The sequence below is a fragment of the Bradyrhizobium barranii subsp. apii genome, assembly GCF_011516635.5.
Classification (GTDB): domain Bacteria; phylum Pseudomonadota; class Alphaproteobacteria; order Rhizobiales; family Xanthobacteraceae; genus Bradyrhizobium; species Bradyrhizobium barranii.
Genome location: NZ_CP096256.1, coordinates 403,835 through 424,391 on the forward strand (window position 1 = coordinate 403,835; position 20,557 = coordinate 424,391).

Annotated in this window: 1 protein-coding gene; it reads right to left on the reverse strand. The window is 66.1% G+C overall.

The window, feature by feature from the left end; genetic code table 11:
* Positions 1 to 72: 72 nt before the first annotated feature.
* The gene (locus HAP41_RS48925) at positions 73 to 20,556 is read right to left on the reverse strand and encodes an amino acid adenylation domain-containing protein (RefSeq protein WP_414643410.1); all 20,484 of its coding nucleotides are present in this window, start codon (positions 20,554 to 20,556) and stop codon (positions 73 to 75) included.
* Position 20,557: the final 1 nt, after the last annotated feature.

Below are 20,557 nucleotides of genomic sequence, written 5' to 3' on the forward strand. Positions count from 1 at the left end.
CTCAGGTGAGGCAACGCGTTGTCGCGTCTCAGTTGGTTCTCAAATTGTCGGTGCCGTGACGTCATCAGCTTCTCATTGCCGCCAACCGCTGCCGTGTTGATCGAAGATTCTAGGGGGTGGATCAGTTGCTAAGGCCTTCGATAGAACAGCGGCCAGAACCCGACGATTTTCCCAAACGCTCATCAGTGTTAAATGATCACCGGGAATCGGCACGGCATGAATGGCCGCGACATCCAGGATCCGGTCCCAACCGCGCATAGGTGACCTCTGTTCTGTACGCATCGAAGCGTCGGCTCGCACACGCCGCCCCCCGGAAGGTTCGGCGGCATAAAATTGATGTATTTCCAATGGCAGGGCTGGAATTTCATATGACTGCAGCGCCTGGTGAAAGTGTGCGTACATCGAAGCCGTAGCGTAGAGTTCTTCGTCTACTATTATTGCGCCGATCTGCTGTGCCTTCTGAAGCAACTCAGTAATTGAGCATTCCTTGGCAAGACGCTCCAAGAGTTGGAAGCGTTTATCATCTAGAGTATCGAGAGGCTCGAAAATCATTTCTAGCGCTATTTGCGCATCCGACATGTTCGATGGAGTTGCGGAAAGGGTGACATCGATGAAAGCAACGAACGATACGGCGTCATCGATGCTCAGTAAGTGCTGGGCAATCGCATAAGCCAAGATTGCCCCCGAGGAATATCCAGCAAGACGGTAGGGGCCACGCGGCTGGGTTTTCTTCACGGCCAAAACGACTTGCGCGGCTATCGCTTCGAGCGTTGGCCGATCATTTTCGTTGAACGATGGCCATGGCAGAGCGTAGACAGGGCAGTCTATTTCCATATCCTTCACCAACGATAGGACGTATGAGCAATCTCCATAGCCTGTCGGAACGTAGAATAGTGGTGATTGAGATCCGTTCGTCCGTACCGGCAGCACTCCAGCTGTGTGACGGAGGTGGTCCAAGTGAACTTTCGACGCAAGCAGCTTCAGGACCGGGGCCTGGAAAAGATCGGCAGCACCCAACATTAATCCTCGGTTTAGTGCTTGGCTGATCAGCTGCACCGCCAGCAGCGAGTGGCCACCGAGTTCGAAGAAGTTGTCGTGACGCCCGATGCGCTCGACACCGAGAAGCTCGGCCCAGATCCCGGCCAGCATCGTCTCGACCTCGCCGCGCGGCGCCTCATAGGCCGCCAGCGCATAGGCCGCATCGGCCGGCCCCGGCAGTGCCTTGCGGTCGAGCTTGCCGTTCACCGTCAGCGGCAGCGCCGCCAGCCGCACGAACGCCGCCGGCACCATGTAGTCCGGCAGCCGCGCGCTCAGATGCGCCCGCAGGGCGCCGGCAAGCCCGCCTCCATCGTCCTCGTCCGATCCTGCCTCGGACGCACACACCACATAGGCCACCAGCCGCTTCTCGCCGGCGCCATCCTGCTGCGCCACCACCACCGCCTCGCGCACCCAGGCGTGCTCGCAAAGCCGTGCCGCGATCTCGCCCGGCTCGATCCGGAAGCCGCGGATCTTCACCTGCTCGTCGTTGCGGCCCAAAAACTCCAGATTGCCGTCCGGAAGATAACGCCCCAGGTCGCCGGTCCGGTACAGCCGGTCGCCGTCCACAAACGGGCTGGCGATGAACCGCTCCGCCGTCAGCTCCGGCCGGTTCAGATAGCCGCGCGCTACCCCCGCCCCGCCGATGTAAAGCTCACCCGCCGCTCCGAACGGAACCGGCGCACCATAAGCGTCCAGCAAGTACACCCGCGCGTTCGCGATCGGGCGACCGATCGGGATCGAGCTCAACTTATCGACGGCCTCAGATATTGCGAATGTGGTACTTCCAACCGTCGCTTCTGTCGGACCGTAATGATTGATCAGACGCACGGTCGGAAAACGCTCTTGCCAAAACTGTATATCCGCCGGGATTAAGGCTTCGCCTCCAAGCATGAGCACTCGTGTTGGAGCTGGTCCTTTATAGCCGTCAAACCGATTGGTCAGCGTGCTTAAATGCGAAGGCGTCAGCTTAATCAGATCATAGGTCTGAGCCTGCCCGACGGCCGCACACCAATCTATTGGGAAAGCCTGGTTTAGAATGCGGAGCTGGGTACCGGCCAGCAGTGGACCGAACACGGTCGTAATGGTGCCGTCAAAGCTGAACGACAGCAGCATCGGCGAACCGTTCAACGCTCCTTCGTAATGGCTGCGATCCGACCAATACAAATAGTTCACCAAACTTCCATGCTCGACCATGACGCCCTTTGGTGTGCCGGTTGAGCCGGAGGTGTAGATGACATAGGCGAGATGGCGTGAGGTGAGGCCGAGCGCGCGCGGGTCCGGATCGGTGGCCGGCAGCTCCGCCCAGGCCGGCGTCGCCGTCTCCAGATCCAGCACCGTCACGCCGGTGAGCCCGTCGCCGCCCAGCGCGGCGCGTCCGGCCGCATCGGCCAGCAGCAGCGGCGGCGCCGCATCCTCGAGCACCTGCCGCAGCCGCGCGCTGGGATAGGCCGGGTCCAGCGGCAGATAGGCCCCTCCCGCCTTGAGGATCGCCAAGACGCCCACCACCATCGCCGGGCTGCGCTCCAGGCAGATCGCCACCGGCAGGTCCGGCTTGACCCCGAAGGCGATCAGATGATGCGCCAGGCGGTTGGCCCGCGCATTGAGCTCGCCATAGCTCAACCGCTCGTCCGCGCAGACCACCGCCACCGCCTCCGGCGCCTTTTGCACCTGCTGCTCGAACAGTTCGTGGATGCACCGCTGCGACGGATAGGCCGCCGCCGTCCGGTTCAGCTCCTCCAGCAGATAGCTGCGTTCAGCCGCCGGCAAGATGTCCAGCTCCCGCACCGGCCTGTCGGGAGCCTGCTCCAATGCATCTGCTAGCTGCTCGAGCGTGTGCTGCATGTAGCCGCAGACCCGATCCGCAGAGATTGGCTCCGCCACCTGCGCCGTCAGGCCGAGCGCCTCGCCAAAATCCTCCACCGATAGCGTCAACGGATAGTTGGTGCGCTCTTCCCCGCCCAGCCGTTCGATGCCGGCCAGGACATCATCCGTTCCTGAGCCGGACTTGGCCGCCGGCGTGTTGTGGCGGTAGTTCAGCAGCGCGCTGAACAGCGGCGCCGGCGCCGCAACGCCGCTGCAGCGTTGCGCCAGCGCCAGCGAGGCATGCTCATGCGCCAGCAGCTCGGAAAGCCGCGCATGCGTGGCCTGCACGCTCGCCTCGACACCGGCTCCGTCAAGGTCGAGCCGCACAGGCAGGGTGTTGATGAACAGGCCCATCGCACGGTCGGCGCCCGCACCCGCATGCATGCGGCCGAACAGCACCGTGCCGAACACCGCCTGCTCTCGGCCGCTGCTCAGCGCCACCACTTGCCCCCAGGCCAGATGGCACAGGCTCGCAAGGCTCACCCTGAGCCGCCGCGCCTGAGCGCGCAGTCGATCGTTGAGCGCCTGCGGAAGCATCCGATGCGCCTCGCCGATCCCGCTGCCGTCGCCATGCACCTCGCGAAGCCCGAACGGCAGCGTCGGCTCGTCGATGTCGCCCAGCATCTCCTGGAAGAACGCTTCATGCGCCTTGGCATCGATGCCAAGCCGCGCCTGCGCCACCAGATTGCGGAACGGCTGCGGTACAGCAAGCTCATGCCCGCGTCCCGCCAGCACGGCCCGCACCTCGGCATGCATCACTTCCAGCGTCGTGTGATCCCCTGTCAGATGATGCAGCAACTGCAGCAGCAGCCAGCGCCCGCTGCCCGGCTCGCGCGCGATCACGAAGCGCATCAAGGGCGCCCGGCCAAGATCGATGCGGTACTGACGCGGATCGAACCGCCGCTTCAGCTGCTCGCGACCGGAACCGCCATTCTCGTCCAGTTCGACCTCGAGCACATCCAAGGCCGCCTTGCGCCACACCACCTGCGCCGGGCTCGACAGGCCCTCCCAGACAAAGGCCGTGCGCAGAATGTCGTGGCGGTCCACCACCTCTTGAACCGCACCAAGATAGCCATCCAGCAGCCCACGCTTGGCAAACGCCATTTGACTGACCAGCAGATAGGGATCGCCCCGGCTGGCCAGAAGATGATGGAACAGAATGCCGTCCTGCAGCGGCGACAGGCCATAGATGTCCTGGATGTTGGCGACCCTGCCCGGCACCGTGGCGACGACCCGGTCGATCTCTTCCTGCGTCAGCTCGATCAGCGGCAGCATCCGCGGCGTGATCGCCGTGCTGTGCTCGTCGATCAGGTTGGCGGGCACCGCCACCTCGCGATGGCTGCCAAGGCTTGCGGCCAGATCGCAAAGCACCGGTCTGGCGAACAGGGTGCGCACCTCCACCCCGAGCGACAGCCGCCGCAGCCGCTCCATCAGCTGCACCGCCAGCAGCGAGTGGCCACCGAGTTCGAAGAAGTTGTCGTGACGCCCGATGCGCTCGACACCGAGAAGCTCGGCCCAGATCCCGGCCAGCATCGTCTCGACCTCGCCGCGCGGCGCCTCATAGGCCGCCAGCGCATAGGCCGCATCGGCCGGCCCCGGCAGTGCCTTGCGGTCGAGCTTGCCGTTCACCGTCAGCGGCAGCGCCGCCAACCGCACGAACGCCGCCGGCACCATGTAGTCCGGCAGCCGCGCGCTCAGATGCGCCCGCAGGGCGCCGGCAAGCCCGCCTCCATCGTCCTCGTCCGATCCTGCCTCGGACGCACATACCACATAGGCCACCAGCCGCTTCTCGCCGGCGCCATCCTGCTGCGCCACCACCACCGCCTCGCGCACCCAGGCGTGCTCGCAAAGCCGCGCCGCAATCTCGCCCGGCTCGATCCGGAAGCCGCGGATCTTCACCTGCTCGTCGTTGCGGCCCAAAAACTCCAGATTGCCGTCCGGAAGATAACGCCCCAGGTCGCCGGTCCGGTACAGCCGGTCGCCGTCCACAAACGGGCTGGCGATGAACCGCTCCGCCGTCAGCTCCGGACGGTTCAGATAGCCGCGCGCCACCCCTGCCCCGCCGATGTAAAGCTCACCCGCCGCTCCGAACGGAACCGGCGCACCATAAGCGTCCAGCAAGTACACCCGCGCGTTCGCGATCGGGCGACCGATCGGGACGTTTGTGGAGGTGGCGAGCCCGGTCGGAATGTCAAAGAAGACGCAGCCGACGACAGCTTCGGTCGGGCCATATTCATTCACCATCCTGGCCATAGGCTGGATGCTGCGCCACAACGAGACCGTTGAATGCGAAAGCGGTTCCCCGCCGATAATAAAAGTGTCGACCTGGCTTGACACCTTCTGTGCCAGCATCTGTTGCCCAAGGGCATCCAGATGGCTCGGCGTGATATTGACCAGCCCACATGCCGAGCCGATCCTTGTCTTTAGTCCTTCGACCTCATCTCCTTTCTTTAAAAGGGAAGCATGGTCACCATGAAGTAAAGGTGTAAACAGGCTGTTTATGGTTGAATCGAAGGCGAGTGATGAGGACACCATGGAAGAGGACCGGGGATCATAAACGTCGCAGGCCCAGGACAGATAGTTGACCAATCCCCGATGCTCGACCATGACGCCCTTTGGTGTGCCGGTTGAGCCGGAGGTGTAGATGACATAGGCGAGATGGCGTGAGGTGAGGCCGAGCGCGCGCGGGTCCGGATCGGTGGCCGGCAGCTCCGCCCAGGCCGGCGTCGCCGTCTCCAGATCCAGCACCGTCACGCCGGTGAGCCCGTCGCCGCCCAGCGCGGCGCGTCCGGCCGCATCGGCCAGCAGCAGCGGCGGCGCCGCATCCTCGAGCACCTGCCGCAGCCGCGCGCTGGGATAGGCCGGGTCCAGCGGCAGATAGGCCCCTCCCGCCTTGAGGATCGCCAAGACGCCCACCACCATCGCCGGGCTGCGCTCCAGGCAGATCGCCACCGGCAGGTCCGGCTTGACCCCGAAGGCGATCAGATGATGCGCCAGGCGGTTGGCCCGCGCATTGAGCTCGCCATAGCTCAACCGCTCGTCCGCGCAGACCACCGCCACCGCCTCCGGCGCCTTTTGCACCTGCTGCTCGAACAGTTCGTGGATGCACCGCTGCGACGGATAGGCCGCCGCCGTCCGGTTCAGCTCCTCCAGCAGATAGCTGCGTTCAGCCGCCGGCAAGATGTCCAGCTCCCGCACCGGCCTGTCGGGAGCCTGCTCCAATGCATCTGCTAGCTGCTCGAGCGTGTGCTGCATGTAGCCGCAGACCCGATCCGCAGAGATTGGCTCCGCCACCTGCGCCGTCAGGCCGAGCGCCTCGCCAAAATCCTCCACCGATAGCGTCAACGGATAGTTGGTGCGCTCTTCCCCGCCCAGCCGTTCGATGCCGGCCAGGACATCATCCGTTCCTGAGCCGGACTTGGCCGCCGGCGTGTTGTGGCGGTAGTTCAGCAGCGCGCTGAACAGCGGCGCCGGCGCCGCAACGCCGCTGCAGCGTTGCGCCAGCGCCAGCGAGGCATGCTCATGCGCCAGCAGCTCGGAAAGCCGCGCATGCGTGGCCTGCACGCTCGCCTCGACACCGGCTCCGTCAAGGTCGAGCCGCACAGGCAGGGTGTTGATGAACAGGCCCATCGCACGGTCGGCGCCCGCACCCGCATGCATGCGGCCGAACAGCACCGTGCCGAACACCGCCTGCTCTCGGCCGCTGCTCAGCGCCACCACTTGCCCCCAGGCCAGATGGCACAGGCTCGCAAGGCTCACCCTGAGCCGCCGCGCCTGAGCGCGCAGTCGATCGTTGAGCGCCTGCGGAAGCATCCGATGCGCCTCGCCGATCCCGCTGCCGTCGCCATGCACCTCGCGAAGCCCGAACGGCAGCGTCGGCTCGTCGATGTCGCCCAGCATCTCCTGGAAGAACGCTTCATGCGCCTTGGCATCGATGCCAAGCCGCGCCTGCGCCACCAGATTGCGGAACGGCTGCGGTACAGCAAGCTCATGCCCGCGTCCCGCCAGCACGGCCCGCACCTCGGCATGCATCACTTCCAGCGTCGTGTGATCCCCTGTCAGATGATGCAGCAACTGCAGCAGCAGCCAGCGCCCGCTGCCCGGCTCGCGCGCGATCACGAAGCGCATCAAGGGCGCCCGGCCAAGATCGATGCGGTACTGACGCGGATCGAACCGCCGCTTCAGCTGCTCGCGACCGGAACCGCCATTCTCGTCCAGCTCGACCTCGAGCACATCCAAGGCCGCCTTGCGCCACACCACCTGCGCCGGGCTCGACAGGCCCTCCCAGACAAAGGCCGTGCGCAGAATGTCGTGGCGGTCCACCACCTCTTGAACCGCACCAAGATAGCCATCCAGCAGCCCACGCTTGGCAAACGCCATTTGACTGACCAGCAGATAGGGATCGCCCCGGCTGGCCAGAAGATGATGGAACAGAATGCCGTCCTGCAGCGGCGACAGGCCATAGATGTCCTGGATGTTGGCGACCCTGCCCGGCACCGTGGCGACGACCCGGTCGATCTCTTCCTGCGTCAGCTCGATCAGCGGCAGCATCCGCGGCGTGATCGCCGTGCTGTGCTCGTCGATCAGGTTGGCGGGCACCGCCACCTCGCGATGGCTGCCAAGGCTTGCGGCCAGATCGCAAAGCACCGGTCTGGCGAACAGGGTGCGCACCTCCACCCCGAGCGACAGCCGCCGCAGCCGCTCCATCAGCTGCACCGCCAGCAGCGAGTGGCCACCGAGTTCGAAGAAGTTGTCGTGACGCCCGATGCGCTCGACACCGAGAAGCTCGGCCCAGATCCCGGCCAGCATCGTCTCGACCTCGCCGCGCGGCGCCTCATAGGCCGCCAGCGCATAGGCCGCATCGGCCGGCCCCGGCAGTGCCTTGCGGTCGAGCTTGCCGTTCACCGTCAGCGGCAGCGCCGCCAGCCGCACGAACGCCGCCGGCACCATGTAGTCCGGCAGCCGCGCGCTCAGATGCGCCCGCAGGGCGCCGGCAAGCCCGCCTCCATCGTCCTCGTCCGATCCTGCCTCGGACGCACACACCACATAGGCCACCAGCCGCTTCTCGCCGGCGCCATCCTGCTGCGCCACCACCACCGCCTCGCGCACCCAGGCGTGCTCGCAAAGCCGCGCCGCGATCTCGCCCGGCTCGATCCGGAAGCCGCGGATCTTCACCTGCTCGTCGTTGCGGCCCAAAAACTCCAGATTGCCGTCCGGAAGATAACGCCCCAGGTCGCCGGTCCGGTACAGCCGGTCGCCGTCCACAAACGGGCTGGCGATGAACCGCTCCGCCGTCAGCTCCGGCCGGTTCAGATAGCCGCGCGCCACCCCTGCCCCGCCGATGTAAAGCTCACCCGCCGCTCCGAACGGAACCGGCGCACCATAAGCGTCCAGCAAGTACACCCGCGCGTTCGCGATCGGGCGACCGATCGGGACGTTTGTGGAGGTGGCGAGCCCGGTCGGAATGTCAAAGAAGACGCAGCCGACGACAGCTTCGGTCGGGCCATATTCATTCACCATCCTGGCCATAGGCTGGATGCTGCGCCACAACGAGACCGTTGAATGCGAAAGCGGTTCCCCGCCGATAATAAAAGTGTCGACCTGGCTTGACACCTTCTGTGCCAGCATCTGTTGCCCAAGGGCATCCAGATGGCTCGGCGTGATCTTGATTACGCCGCAGTGGGAACTGATCGTTATCCTTAGTCCCTCGACGTTGTCTTCCTCCATCACAAGCTGTGTGTGGCCACCACAGATCAGAGGCGCAAATAGGCTCGTAATCGTTGAATCGAAGGCGAGTGATGAGGACACCATGGAAGAGGACCGGGGATCATAAACGTCGCAGGCCCAGGACAGATAGTTGACCAATCCCCGATGCTCGACCATGACGCCCTTTGGTGTGCCGGTTGAGCCGGAGGTGTAGATGACATAGGCGAGATGGCGTGAGGTGAGGCCGAGCGCGCGCGGGTCCGGATCGGTGGCCGGCAGCTCCGCCCAGGCCGGCGTCGCCGTCTCCAGATCCAGCACCGTCACGCCGGTGAGCCCGTCGCCGCCCAGCGCGGCGCGTCCGGCCGCATCGGCCAGCAGCAGCGGCGGCGCCGCATCCTCGAGCACCTGCCGCAGCCGCGCGCTGGGATAGGCCGGGTCCAGCGGCAGATAGGCCCCTCCCGCCTTGAGGATCGCCAAGACGCCCACCACCATCGCCGGGCTGCGCTCCAGGCAGATCGCCACCGGCAGGTCCGGCTTGACCCCGAAGGCGATCAGATGATGCGCCAGGCGGTTGGCCCGCGCATTGAGCTCGCCATAGCTCAACCGCTCGTCCGCGCAGACCACCGCCACCGCCTCCGGCGCCTTTTGCACCTGCTGCTCGAACAGTTCGTGGATGCACCGCTGCGACGGATAGGCCGCCGCCGTCCGGTTCAGCTCCTCCAGCAGATAGCTGCGTTCAGCCGCCGGCAAGATGTCCAGCTCCCGCACCGGCCTGTCGGGAGCCTGCTCCAATGCATCTGCTAGCTGCTCGAGCGTGTGCTGCATGTAGCCGCAGACCCGATCCGCAGAGATTGGCTCCGCCACCTGCGCCGTCAGGCCGAGCGCCTCGCCAAAATCCTCCACCGATAGCGTCAACGGATAGTTGGTGCGCTCTTCCCCGCCCAGCCGTTCGATGCCGGCCAGGACATCATCCGTTCCTGAGCCGGACTTGGCCGCCGGCGTGTTGTGGCGGTAGTTCAGCAGCGCGCTGAACAGCGGCGCCGGCGCCGCAACGCCGCTGCAGCGTTGCGCCAGCGCCAGCGAGGCATGCTCATGCGCCAGCAGCTCGGAAAGCCGCGCATGCGTGGCCTGCACGCTCGCCTCGACACCGGCTCCGTCAAGGTCGAGCCGCACAGGCAGGGTGTTGATGAACAGGCCCATCGCACGGTCGGCGCCCGCACCCGCATGCATGCGGCCGAACAGCACCGTGCCGAACACCGCCTGCTCTCGGCCGCTGCTCAGCGCCACCACTTGCCCCCAGGCCAGATGGCACAGGCTCGCAAGGCTCACCCTGAGCCGCCGCGCCTGAGCGCGCAGTCGATCGTTGAGCGCCTGCGGAAGCATCCGATGCGCCTCGCCGATCCCGCTGCCGTCGCCATGCACCTCGCGAAGCCCGAACGGCAGCGTCGGCTCGTCGATGTCGCCCAGCATCTCCTGGAAGAACGCTTCATGCGCCTTGGCATCGATGCCAAGCCGCGCCTGCGCCACCAGATTGCGGAACGGCTGCGGTACAGCAAGCTCATGCCCGCGTCCCGCCAGCACGGCCCGCACCTCGGCATGCATCACTTCCAGCGTCGTGTGATCCCCTGTCAGATGATGCAGCAACTGCAGCAGCAGCCAGCGCCCGCTGCCCGGCTCGCGCGCGATCACGAAGCGCATCAAGGGCGCCCGGCCAAGATCGATGCGGTACTGACGCGGATCGAACCGCCGCTTCAGCTGCTCGCGACCGGAACCGCCATTCTCGTCCAGCTCGACCTCGAGCACATCCAAGGCCGCCTTGCGCCACACCACCTGCGCCGGGCTCGACAGGCCCTCCCAGACAAAGGCCGTGCGCAGAATGTCGTGGCGGTCCACCACCTCTTGAACCGCACCAAGATAGCCATCCAGCAGCCCACGCTTGGCAAACGCCATTTGACTGACCAGCAGATAGGGATCGCCCCGGCTGGCCAGAAGATGATGGAACAGAATGCCGTCCTGCAGCGGCGACAGGCCATAGATGTCCTGGATGTTGGCGACCCTGCCCGGCACCGTGGCGACGACCCGGTCGATCTCTTCCTGCGTCAGCTCGATCAGCGGCAGCATCCGCGGCGTGATCGCCGTGCTGTGCTCGTCGATCAGGTTGGCGGGCACCGCCACCTCGCGATGGCTGCCAAGGCTTGCGGCCAGATCGCAAAGCACCGGTCTGGCGAACAGGGTGCGCACCTCCACCCCGAGCGACAGCCGCCGCAGCCGCTCCATCAGCTGCACCGCCAGCAGCGAGTGGCCACCGAGTTCGAAGAAGTTGTCGTGACGCCCGATGCGCTCGACACCGAGAAGCTCGGCCCAGATCCCGGCCAGCATCGTCTCGACCTCGCCGCGCGGCGCCTCATAGGCCGCCAGCGCATAGGCCGCATCGGCCGGCCCCGGCAGTGCCTTGCGGTCGAGCTTGCCGTTCACCGTCAGCGGCAGCGCCGCCAGCCGCACGAACGCCGCCGGCACCATGTAGTCCGGCAGCCGCGCGCTCAGATGCGCCCGCAGGGCGCCGGCAAGCCCGCCTCCATCGTCCTCGTCCGATCCTGCCTCGGACGCACACACCACATAGGCCACCAGCCGCTTCTCGCCGGCGCCATCCTGCTGCGCCACCACCACCGCCTCGCGCACCCAGGCGTGCTCGCAAAGCCGCGCCGCGATCTCGCCCGGCTCGATCCGGAAGCCGCGGATCTTCACCTGCTCGTCGTTGCGGCCCAAAAACTCCAGATTGCCGTCCGGAAGATAACGCCCCAGGTCGCCGGTCCGGTACAGCCGGTCGCCGTCCACAAACGGGCTGGCGATGAACCGCTCCGCCGTCAGCTCCGGCCGGTTCAGATAGCCGCGCGCCACCCCCGCCCCGCCGATGTAAAGCTCACCCGCCGCTCCGAACGGAACCGGCGCACCATAAGCGTCCAGCAAGTACACCCGCGCGTTCGCGATCGGGCGACCGATCGGGATCGAGCTCAACTTATCGACGGCCTCAGATATTGCGAATGTGGTACTTCCAACCGTCGCTTCTGTCGGACCGTAATGATTGATCAGACGCACGGTCGGAAAACGCTCTTGCCAAAACTGTATATCCGCCGGGATTAAGGCTTCGCCTCCAAGCATGAGCACTCGTGTTGGAGCTGGTCCTTTATAGCCGTCAAACCGATTGGTCAGCGTGCTTAAATGCGAAGGCGTCAGCTTAATCAGATCATAGGTCTGAGCCTGCCCGACGGCCGCACACCAATCTATTGGGAAAGCCTGGTTTAGAATGCGGAGCTGGGTACCGGCCAGCAGTGGACCGAACACGGTCGTAATGGTGCCGTCAAAGCTGAACGACAGCAGCATCGGCGAACCGTTCAACGCTCCTTCGTAATGGCTGCGATCCGACCAATACAAATAGTTCACCAAACTTCCATGCTCGACCATGACGCCCTTTGGTGTGCCGGTTGAGCCGGAGGTGTAGATGACATAGGCGAGATGGCGTGAGGTGAGGCCGAGCGCGCGCGGGTCCGGATCGGTGGCCGGCAGCTCCGCCCAGGCCGGCGTCGCCGTCTCCAGATCCAGCACCGTCACGCCGGTGAGCCCGTCGCCGCCCAGCGCGGCGCGTCCGGCCGCATCGGCCAGCAGCAGCGGCGGCGCCGCATCCTCGAGCACCTGCCGCAGCCGCGCGCTGGGATAGGCCGGGTCCAGCGGCAGATAGGCCCCTCCCGCCTTGAGGATCGCCAAGACGCCCACCACCATCGCCGGGCTGCGCTCCAGGCAGATCGCCACCGGCAGGTCCGGCTTGACCCCGAAGGCGATCAGATGATGCGCCAGGCGGTTGGCCCGCGCATTGAGCTCGCCATAGCTCAACCGCTCGTCCGCGCAGACCACCGCCACCGCCTCCGGCGCCTTTTGCACCTGCTGCTCGAACAGTTCGTGGATGCACTGCTGCGACGGATAGGCCGCCGCCGTCCGGTTCAGCTCCTCCAGCAGATAGCTGCGTTCAGCCGCCGGCAAGATGTCCAGCTCCCGCACCGGCCTGTCGGGAGCCTGCTCCAATGCATCTGCTAGCTGCTCGAGCGTGTGCTGCATGTAGCCGCAGACCCGATCCGCAGAGATTGGCTCCGCCACCTGCGCCGTCAGGCCGAGCGCCTCGCCAAAATCCTCCACCGATAGCGTCAACGGATAGTTGGTGCGCTCTTCCCCGCCCAGCCGTTCGATGCCGGCCAGGACATCATCCGTTCCTGAGCCGGACTTGGCCGCCGGCGTGTTGTGGCGGTAGTTCAGCAGCGCGCTGAACAGCGGCGCCGGCGCCGCAACGCCGCTGCAGCGTTGCGCCAGCGCCAGCGAGGCATGCTCATGCGCCAGCAGCTCGGAAAGCCGCGCATGCGTGGCCTGCACGCTCGCCTCGACACCGGCTCCGTCAAGGTCGAGCCGCACAGGCAGGGTGTTGATGAACAGGCCCATCGCACGGTCGGCGCCCGCACCCGCATGCATGCGGCCGAACAGCACCGTGCCGAACACCGCCTGCTCTCGGCCGCTGCTCAGCGCCACCACTTGCCCCCAGGCCAGATGGCACAGGCTCGCAAGGCTCACCCTGAGCCGCCGCGCCTGAGCGCGCAGTCGATCGTTGAGCGCCTGCGGAAGCATCCGATGCGCCTCGCCGATCCCGCTGCCGTCGCCATGCACCTCGCGAAGCCCGAACGGCAGCGTCGGCTCGTCGATGTCGCCCAGCATCTCCTGGAAGAACGCTTCATGCGCCTTGGCATCGATGCCAAGCCGCGCCTGCGCCACCAGATTGCGGAACGGCTGCGGTACAGCAAGCTCATGCCCGCGTCCCGCCAGCACGGCCCGCACCTCGGCATGCATCACTTCCAGCGTCGTGTGATCCCCTGTCAGATGATGCAGCAACTGCAGCAGCAGCCAGCGCCCGCTGCCCGGCTCGCGCGCGATCACGAAGCGCATCAAGGGCGCCCGGCCAAGATCGATGCGGTACTGACGCGGATCGAACCGCCGCTTCAGCTGCTCGCGACCGGAACCGCCATTCTCGTCCAGCTCGACCTCGAGCACATCCAAGGCCGCCTTGCGCCACACCACCTGCGCCGGGCTCGACAGGCCCTCCCAGACAAAGGCCGTGCGCAGAATGTCGTGGCGGTCCACCACCTCTTGAACCGCACCAAGATAGCCATCCAGCAGCCCACGCTTGGCAAACGCCATTTGACTGACCAGCAGATAGGGATCGCCCCGGCTGGCCAGAAGATGATGGAACAGAATGCCGTCCTGCAGCGGCGACAGGCCATAGATGTCCTGGATGTTGGCGACCCTGCCCGGCACCGTGGCGACGACCCGGTCGATCTCTTCCTGCGTCAGCTCGATCAGCGGCAGCATCCGCGGCGTGATCGCCGTGCTGTGCTCGTCGATCAGGTTGGCGGGCACCGCCACCTCGCGATGGCTGCCAAGGCTTGCGGCCAGATCGCAAAGCACCGGTCTGGCGAACAGGGTGCGCACCTCCACCCCGAGCGACAGCCGCCGCAGCCGCTCCATCAGCTGCACCGCCAGCAGCGAGTGGCCACCGAGTTCGAAGAAGTTGTCGTGACGCCCGATGCGCTCGACACCGAGAAGCTCGGCCCAGATCCCGGCCAGCATCGTCTCGACCTCGCCGCGCGGCGCCTCATAGGCCGCCAGCGCATAGGCCGCATCGGCCGGCCCCGGCAGTGCCTTGCGGTCGAGCTTGCCGTTCACCGTCAGCGGCAGCGCCGCCAGCCGCACGAACGCCGCCGGCACCATGTAGTCCGGCAGCCGCGCGCTCAGATGCGCCCGCAGGGCGCCGGCAAGCCCGCCTCCATCGTCCTCGTCCGATCCTGCCTCGGACGCACATACCACATAGGCCACCAGCCGCTTCTCGCCGGCGCCATCCTGCTGCGCCACCACCACCGCCTCGCGCACCCAGGCGTGCTCGCAAAGCCGCGCCGCAATCTCGCCCGGCTCGATCCGGAAGCCGCGGATCTTCACCTGCTCGTCGTTGCGGCCCAAAAACTCCAGATTGCCGTCCGGAAGATAACGCCCCAGGTCGCCGGTCCGGTACAGCCGGTCGCCGTCCACAAACGGGCTGGCGATGAACCGCTCCGCCGTCAGCTCCGGACGGTTCAGATAGCCGCGCGCCACCCCTGCCCCGCCGATGTAAAGCTCACCCGCCGCTCCGAACGGAACCGGCGCACCATAAGCGTCCAGCAAGTACACCCGCGCGTTCGCGATCGGGCGACCGACATGTGGCACAGCGTTGTCGCTGAAGAGCCGTCCTGAGGTCGCCACGACCGTAGCTTCAGTAGGCCCATAGTTGTTGATTAGCTTCAGAGGCGACAGAGGCCCAGGCACACGCTGAAGACGATCCCCGCCAACAAGCAAGTACTCCAATCTGGAATTGATGAGCTTATCGTCCAGCGCGAGTGTAGCCAGTGGCGTGCTCAAGAAGGCAACGTCCAGCGATTGATCTCGCCACCATTGCAGCAGATGTAAGGAATCTGCAGCTGCCGCTCTGGGCGGCAGCTGCAATGTGCTGCGGTTACATAACGCAGACCATAGCTCCCAAGTGCTGGCATCGAATGCCACTCCAGCCGCGAGTGCGCAGCAGGCCTCTGGTTGCGGACAAAACGTTTGCACATGCCATGTGACAAGATTGACCAATCCCCGATGCTCGACCATGACGCCCTTTGGTGTGCCGGTTGAGCCGGAGGTGTAGATGACATAGGCGAGATGGCGTGAGGTGAGGCCGAGCGCGCGCGGGTCCGGATCGGTGGCCGGCAGCTCCGCCCAGGCCGGCGTCGCCGTCTCCAGATCCAGCACCGTCACGCCGGTGAGCCCGTCGCCGCCCAGCGCGGCGCGTCCGGCCGCATCGGCCAGCAGCAGCGGCGGCGCCGCATCCTCGAGCACCTGCCGCAGCCGCGCGCTGGGATAGGCCGGGTCCAGCGGCAGATAGGCCCCTCCCGCCTTGAGGATCGCCAAGACGCCCACCACCATCGCCGGGCTGCGCTCCAGGCAGATCGCCACCGGCAGGTCCGGCTTGACCCCGAAGGCGATCAGATGATGCGCCAGGCGGTTGGCCCGCGCATTGAGCTCGCCATAGCTCAACCGCTCGTCCGCGCAGACCACCGCCACCGCCTCCGGCGCCTTTTGCACCTGCTGCTCGAACAGTTCGTGGATGCACCGCTGCGACGGATAGGCCGCCGCCGTCCGGTTCAGCTCCTCCAGCAGATAGCTGCGTTCAGCCGCCGGCAAGATGTCCAGCTCCCGCACCGGCCTGTCGGGAGCCTGCTCCAATGCATCTGCTAGCTGCTCGAGCGTGTGCTGCATGTAGCCGCAGACCCGATCCGCAGAGATTGGCTCCGCCACCTGCGCCGTCAGGCCGAGCGCCTCGCCAAAATCCTCCACCGATAGCGTCAACGGATAGTTGGTGCGCTCTTCCCCGCCCAGCCGTTCGATGCCGGCCAGGACATCATCCGTTCCTGAGCCGGACTTGGCCGCCGGCGTGTTGTGGCGGTAGTTCAGCAGCGCGCTGAACAGCGGCGCCGGCGCCGCAACGCCGCTGCAGCGTTGCGCCAGCGCCAGCGAGGCATGCTCATGCGCCAGCAGCTCGGAAAGCCGCGCATGCGTGGCCTGCACGCTCGCCTCGACACCGGCTCCGTCAAGGTCGAGCCGCACAGGCAGGGTGTTGATGAACAGGCCCATCGCACGGTCGGCGCCCGCACCCGCATGCATGCGGCCGAACAGCACCGTGCCGAACACCGCCTGCTCTCGGCCGCTGCTCAGCGCCACCACTTGCCCCCAGGCCAGATGGCACAGGCTCGCAAGGCTCACCCTGAGCCGCCGCGCCTGAGCGCGCAGTCGATCGTTGAGCGCCTGCGGAAGCATCCGATGCGCCTCGCCGATCCCGCTGCCGTCGCCATGCACCTCGCGAAGCCCGAACGGCAGCGTCGGCTCGTCGATGTCGCCCAGCATCTCCTGGAAGAACGCTTCATGCGCCTTGGCATCGATGCCAAGCCGCGCCTGCGCCACCAGATTGCGGAACGGCTGCGGTACAGCAAGCTCATGCCCGCGTCCCGCCAGCACGGCCCGCACCTCGGCATGCATCACTTCCAGCGTCGTGTGATCCCCTGTCAGATGATGCAGCAACTGCAGCAGCAGCCAGCGCCCGCTGCCCGGCACGCGCGCGATCACGAAGCGCATCAAGGGCGCCCGGCCAAGATCGATGCGGTACTGACGCGGATCGAACCGCCGCTTCAGCTGCTCGCGACCGGAACCGCCATTCTCGTCCAGCTCGACCTCGAGCACATCCAAGGCCGCCTTGCGCCACACCACCTGCGCCGGGCTCGACAGGCCCTCCCAGACAAAGGCCGTGCGCAGAATGTCGTGGCGGTCCACCACCTCTTGAACCGCACCAAGATAGCCATCCAGCAGCCCACGCTTGGCAAACGCCATTTGACTGACCAGCAGATAGGGATCGCCCCGGCTGGCCAGAAGATGATGGAACAGAATGCCGTCCTGCAGCGGCGACAGGCCATAGATGTCCTGGATGTTGGCGACCCTGCCCGGCACCGTGGCGACGACCCGGTCGATCTCTTCCTGCGTCAGCTCGATCAGCGGCAGCATCCGCGGCGTGATCGCCGTGCTGTGCTCGTCGATCAGGTTGGCGGGCACCGCCACCTCGCGATGGCTGCCAAGGCTTGCGGCCAGATCGCAAAGCACCGGTCTGGCGAACAGGGTGCGCACCTCCACCCCGAGCGACAGCCGCCGCAGCCGCTCCATCAGCTGCACCGCCAGCAGCGAGTGGCCACCGAGTTCGAAGAAGTTGTCGTGACGCCCGATGCGCTCGACACCGAGAAGCTCGGCCCAGATCCCGGCCAGCATCGTCTCGACCTCGCCGCGCGGCGCCTCATAGGCCGCCAGCGCATAGGCCGCATCGGCCGGCCCCGGCAGTGCCTTGCGGTCGAGCTTGCCGTTCACCGTCAGCGGCAGCGCCGCCAGCCGCACGAACGCCGCCGGCACCATGTAGTCCGGCAGCCGCGCGCTCAGATGCGCCCGCAGGGCGCCGGCAAGCCCGCCTCCATCGTCCTCGTCCGATCCTGCCTCGGACGCACACACCACATAGGCCACCAGCCGCTTCTCGCCGGCGCCATCCTGCTGCGCCACCACCACCGCCTCGCGCACCCAGGCGTGCTCGCAAAGCCGCGCCGCGATCTCGCCCGGCTCGATCCGGAAGCCGCGGATCTTCACCTGCTCGTCGTTGCGGCCCAAAAACTCCAGATTGCCGTCCGGAAGATAACGCCCCAGGTCGCCGGTCCGGTACAGCCGGTCGCCGTCCACAAACGGGCTGGCGATGAACCGCTCCGCCGTCAGCTCCGGCCGGTTCAGATAGCCGCGCGCCACCCCCGCCCCGCCGATGTAAAGCTCACCCGCCGCTCCGAACGGAACCGGCGCACCATAAGCGTCCAGCAAGTACACCCGCGCGTTCGCGATCGGGCGACCGATCGGGATCGAGCTCAACTTATCGACGGCCTCAGATATTGCGAATGTGGTACTTCCAACCGTCGCTTCTGTCGGACCGTAATGATTGATCAGACGCACGGTCGGAAAACGCTCTTGCCAAAACTGTATATCCGCCGGGATTAAGGCTTCGCCTCCAAGCATGAGCACTCGTGTTGGAGCTGGTCCTTTATAGCCGTCAAACCGATTGGTCAGCGTGCTTAAATGCGAAGGCGTCAGCTTAATCAGATCATAGGTCTGAGCCTGCCCGACGGCCGCACACCAATCTATTGGGAAAGCCTGGTTTAGAATGCGGAGCTGGGTACCGGCCAGCAGTGGACCGAACACGGTCGTAATGGTGCCGTCAAAGCTGAACGACAGCAGCATCGGCGAACCGTTCAACGCTCCTTCGTAATGGCTGCGATCCGACCAATACAAATAGTTCACCAAACTTCCATGCTCGACCATGACGCCCTTTGGTGTGCCGGTTGAGCCGGAGGTGTAGATGACATAGGCGAGATGGCGTGAGGTGAGGCCGAGCGCGCGCGGGTCCGGATCGGTGGCCGGCAGCTCCGCCCAGGCCGGCGTCGCCGTCTCCAGATCCAGCACCGTCACGCCGGTGAGCCCGTCGCCGCCCAGCGCGGCGCGTCCGGCCGCATCGGCCAGCAGCAGCGGCGGCGCCGCATCCTCGAGCACCTGCCGCAGCCGCGCGCTGGGATAGGCCGGGTCCAGCGGCAGATAGGCCCCTCCCGCCTTGAGGATCGCCAAGACGCCCACCACCATCGCCGGGCTGCGCTCCAGGCAGATCGCCACCGGCAGGTCCGGCTTGACCCCGAAGGCGATCAGATGATGCGCCAGGCGGTTGGCCCGCGCATTGAGCTCGCCATAGCTCAACCGCTCGTCCGCGCAGACCACCGCCACCGCCTCCGGCGCCTTTTGCACCTGCTGCTCGAACAGTTCGTGGATGCACTGCTGCGACGGATAGGCCGCCGCCGTCCGGTTCAGCTCCTCCAGCAGATAGCTGCGTTCAGCCGCCGGCAAGATGTCCAGCTCCCGCACCGGCCTGTCGGGAGCCTGCTCCAATGCATCTGCTAGCTGCTCGAGCGTGTGCTGCATGTAGCCGCAGACCCGATCCGCAGAGATTGGCTCCGCCACCTGCGCCGTCAGGCCGAGCGCCTCGCCAAAATCCTCCACCGATAGCGTCAACGGATAGTTGGTGCGCTCTTCCCCGCCCAGCCGTTCGATGCCGGCCAGGACATCATCCGTTCCTGAGCCGGACTTGGCCGCCGGCGTGTTGTGGCGGTAGTTCAGCAGCGCGCTGAACAGCGGCGCCGGCGCCGCAACGCCGCTGCAGCGTTGCGCCAGCGCCAGCGAGGCATGCTCATGCGCCAGCAGCTCGGAAAGCCGCGCATGCGTGGCCTGCACGCTCGCCTCGACACCGGCTCCGTCAAGGTCGAGCCGCACAGGCAGGGTGTTGATGAACAGGCCCATCGCACGGTCGGCGCCCGCACCCGCATGCATGCGGCCGAACAGCACCGTGCCGAACACCGCCTGCTCTCGGCCGCTGCTCAGCGCCACCACTTGCCCCCAGGCCAGATGGCACAGGCTCGCAAGGCTCACCCTGAGCCGCCGCGCCTGAGCGCGCAGTCGATCGTTGAGCGCCTGCGGAAGCATCCGATGCGCCTCGCCGATCCCGCTGCCGTCGCCATGCACCTCGCGAAGCCCGAACGGCAGCGTCGGCTCGTCGATGTCGCCCAGCATCTCCTGGAAGAACGCTTCATGCGCCTTGGCATCGATGCCAAGCCGCGCCTGCGCCACCAGATTGCGGAACGGCTGCGGTACAGCAAGCTCATGCCCGCGTCCCGCCAGCACGGCCCGCACCTCGGCATGCATCACTTCCAGCGTCGTGTGATCCCCTGTCAGATGATGCAGCAACTGCAGCAGCAGCCAGCGCCCGCTGCCCGGCTCGCGCGCGATCACGAAGCGCATCAAGGGCGCCCGGCCAAGATCGATGCGGTACTGACGCGGATCGAACCGCCGCTTCAGCTGCTCGCGACCGGAACCGCCATTCTCGTCCAGCTCGACCTCGAGCACATCCAAGGCCGCCTTGCGCCACACCACCTGCGCCGGGCTCGACAGGCCCTCCCAGACAAAGGCCGTGCGCAGAATGTCGTGGCGGTCCACCACCTCTTGAACCGCACCAAGATAGCCATCCAGCAGCCCACGCTTGGCAAACGCCATTTGACTGACCAGCAGATAGGGATCGCCCCGGCTGGCCAGAAGATGATGGAACAGAATGCCGTCCTGCAGCGGCGACAGGCCATAGATGTCCTGGATGTTGGCGACCCTGCCCGGCACCGTGGCGACGACCCGGTCGATCTCTTCCTGCGTCAGCTCGATCAGCGGCAGCATC

What these genes read in the sequence shown, in the direction of transcription:
- HAP41_RS48925 (WP_414643410.1), bottom strand. Translation starts at nt 20,556, where the DNA reads ATGCTGCCGCTGATCGAGCTGACGCAGGAAGAGATCGACCGGGTCGTC.